This is a genomic window from Streptomyces sp. NPDC001858 (assembly GCF_053594615.1).
This window is the reverse complement of record NZ_JBSFEV010000107.1, coordinates 1-2,990: the sequence shown is the minus strand read 5'-3', so window position 1 is coordinate 2,990 and position 2,990 is coordinate 1. Positions and strand designations below refer to the sequence as shown.

The 2,990-nt window shown below is 65.2% G+C and carries 2 protein-coding genes and 3 pseudogenes; 4 read left to right on the top strand and 1 reads right to left on the bottom strand.

The features are described 5' to 3' along the window. Nucleotides 1-294: 294 nt before the first annotated feature. The 4 genes and pseudogenes from ACWCPF_RS45325 to ACWCPF_RS45310 all read left to right on the top strand — a co-directional run bounded on the left by ACWCPF_RS45325 (nt 295) and on the right by ACWCPF_RS45310 (nt 2,750). Entirely contained in the window at nt 295-501 is a 207-nt protein-coding gene (locus ACWCPF_RS45325) for a hypothetical protein (RefSeq protein ID WP_451051010.1), read from the top strand. A gap of 514 nt (nt 502-1,015) precedes the next feature. After that, nucleotides 1,016-1,330, top strand: a pseudogene (locus tag ACWCPF_RS45320) (transposase); the annotation flags it as partial. 234 nt (nt 1,331-1,564) lie between these two features. Next, nucleotides 1,565-1,711: pseudogene (locus tag ACWCPF_RS45315) on the top strand (ATP-binding protein); the annotation flags it as partial. Between the two features lie 49 nt (nt 1,712-1,760). Further along, nucleotides 1,761-2,750, top strand: coding sequence for a dipeptidase (locus ACWCPF_RS45310; RefSeq protein ID WP_451051011.1), 990 nt, complete (start codon nt 1,761-1,763; stop codon nt 2,748-2,750). Between the two features lie 27 nt (nt 2,751-2,777). Here ACWCPF_RS45310 and ACWCPF_RS45305 read toward each other — a convergent pair. Next, a pseudogene (locus ACWCPF_RS45305) lies at nt 2,778-2,990 on the bottom strand (hypothetical protein); the annotation flags it as partial.

The window sequence follows — 2,990 nt, the reverse complement described above, 5'->3', positions numbered from 1 at the left end:
CCTATATCCCTTAAAACTTCTGCGCGGGCGCGCCGCTCGTGGGCCTCCGGTTCGGGTCTTTGTCACCACCCCCCCGCCGCGGGGGGGGCCGCGCCTCATCGATGAGGCGCGGCCACCCCTTCCGCCGACTATTCCACTAGCCCAATAGGCGGCCGACTAGCCGCCTAGCCGGACCGACCGGAGAATCTCGTGACCGATCTCTCCCATCACGCCCGACGGCTGCGTGAGTTGGCCGACTCACTCGAAGCCCAATCCCAGCCCACCAACGACCCCTTCATTCCCCACCCTGAGACGATGGAGATCGTCAGTAGCCGCCATACCAAGCGCGGACAGCTCAACTATGCCGTCCCCGAAGCCCTCCAGCTCCAGCGACGCATCCGCCGCTACAACGCCGACCACGAGGTACCGCACGGCGACATCGTGGCCCTGGCCCTTGATGCCTGGCTCCGCGCCAAGGGCTACCCACCCAACCTCCAACCACCAGCCTCGCCAGCACCGTGACCAGAAGATGCCAGAAGATCCCCCCAGTCACCTCGGTACAGTCGGTGATGGCCTGGATGAGCCGTGCAGCCTGCAAGAGACGCGATACGCGCGAGGCATCCTGCACCAGGCGGGTTTCTGCGTGACGACGTGGATGTCTTCGCGCCCGAAGCGAGCGAACTCGACACCGATGATTGTTGCGGCATACTGACCGCCGGCAGCCTACGCTTATTCAATTTACAAACTGAACGCCAAGGCACGCAGTCGGCGCCGGACTGGCGAGACACACCTAGGTGATGGACGGATGGCAGCCGACTCGGCGAGGCATGACCTTTTGACCGACATATGGATGACACCGCAGAACACGGCCCGCTTGGCGCGCGGGTTCTTCCAGCACTTGGCGCGACGGGGGGTCGCGGGCTTACCCAACGGCAGCGCTGAGGCGTTGATCCCGAGTGACGTAGCAGGCGTGATGTGGCTTCATCCACGTTCCGTGTGGGCGGCCACCACTCTCGGCGTCGACGGCGTCCGGGATGTCGCCGTCGAGCATCCCACCGTCCGCAAGACCTGGGTCGACGGCGGCTACCGCCAACACCTCGTCGAGCACGCAGCAACCCTCGGCATCGACATGCACATCGTCCGCCGCGACCCCGCCACCAGGGGTTTCACCGTCCTGCCCCGTCGCTGGACGGTCGAACGCACCCTGGGCTGGCTGATGAACCACCGCCGACTGGCACGCGACTACGAGGCCAAACCGTATCGCTCCGAAGCCATGGTCTACCTCGCAATGATCAACCTCATGACACGCCGACTGACCGCGGAATCCACCCCGAGCCGACGCGGCACCTGAACCGCCCTTAATCCGGCAATCCGGGATGAAACAACGGGAGAAAACGCCCTCTTAGCCATATCGCGCGGGTCTTGCGGCACCCCGCCCTGGACGCCTCCAGACGGGCACCGATTTCCGAGCATGCTGCTGTCCCCTCACGCTTTCGCGCTCAAGTAAGCCCGGCGACCCAAGAACCTCCCTCCAAGTTCATCCCGACTGCGTCGGGGATACAACGAAGCGCCGCACGGCGCACGCTGGACCAAGACCTTCACTGATCCCCGGCTCTGCGCCGCCATCGTGGACCGGCTGACTTTCGGCGGCAACCTGATCCAGACCGGCACCGACTCGTACCGTCTTGCAATCACCCAAGCCCGGGCCGCAGCACAGAACTCAGCCAGTTAACCTCACCAGGCGTGGGTGCCGAGCCTGGAGCTGGTGAGGCACGGGCATGATGCATAGTGTGTCGAAAGAATCTTCAGGACCGCGCCGTCCGTCCTTGCTGTGGGAGCAGCACTGCTGCCTACCCTTGGAGAGGCGCGCAAATGTCGGCGAACTGGCGCGATACCGCAGGCCCGGGGGCAGCTTCGTTTCAGTGAACGTGGGCTATGCCCCCCACAGCGCTAATGACGTCACCGGCCTGATCGCAAGCTGGCGGGAGCGGATCGCCACGGATCACCGTTTGCGGCTGGCTGTGAACCTCGACGACATCGAGGCCGCTGGGCGCGCGGGGGACGTCGCGGTGGCCTTTGACCTGGAGGATTGCGGTCCGCTCGATGGGCAGTTGGACCGAGTGCGTCACTTCTACGATCTCGGCGTCCGTACGATGCTGCCGAGCTACAACAACCGCAACGCGGCCGGCGGCGGTTGCCTGGACGAGGTCGACGAGGGGCTCACCACCTACGGCCGGGCGCTGATACGGGAGATGAACGCCGTCGGCATGGTGGCAGACGGATCCCACTGCGGTGCCCGTACCGGGCTGGACATGTGCGAGATCTCCGAGAAGCCGGTGATCTACAGCCACTCCTGCATGCGCTCGGTGTGGGACCACCCCCGCAACATCACCGACGAACAGGCCAAGGAATGCGCCGCCACGGGTGGCGTCATCGGCATCACCGGTGTCGGGATCTTCCTCGGCCCCAACGACGCCACCACCGACGCGCTCGTAAGGCACATCGACTACGCCGTCGACCTCGTCGGTCCGGAACACGTCGGAGTGTCGACCGACTACCCGTTCGACCACGAGGACTTCAACGCAATGCTCGAACAGAGCCCGGAGCTGTTCCCCGACTGCTACACCCGCTGGGGGCCGATCAACTTCATGCTCCCGGAAGGCCTGCTGACCGTCGAAGACGCGCTTCTTGCCCGGGGATACACCAACAACGCCGTCGCCGCGATTCTGGGCGGCAACTTCCGCCGCGTCGCCGAGCTGGTGTGGCAGTAGCCAACTAGAGGGCGTCTGAAAAGCCTGTCAGCGGGCTGATTTTGCGAGGCGACGCACCAGGAGCATGGCCATGGCGAGGTAGATAGCGTTCTCTGAGCAGACGCGCAGGTACTCGTAGTCCTTCGACAGGCGGCGGCATCGTCCCAGCCAGGCGGTTGGGTCGGCCGCGCGGCGAGGTGCTCGCCGTGAGGGCGAGTCCTGTTCCGCGCGGCCTCCCGCCGAACCGGACATGACGGTTTC

Bases quoted from the DNA above. Each gene is read 5' to 3' on its own strand.
- ACWCPF_RS45325 (WP_451051010.1), top strand. From the start codon at position 295: ATGGAGATCGTCAGTAGCCGCCATACCAAGCGCGGACAGCTCAACTAT.
- ACWCPF_RS45310 (WP_451051011.1), top strand. From the start codon at position 1,761: ATGCATAGTGTGTCGAAAGAATCTTCAGGACCGCGCCGTCCGTCCTTG.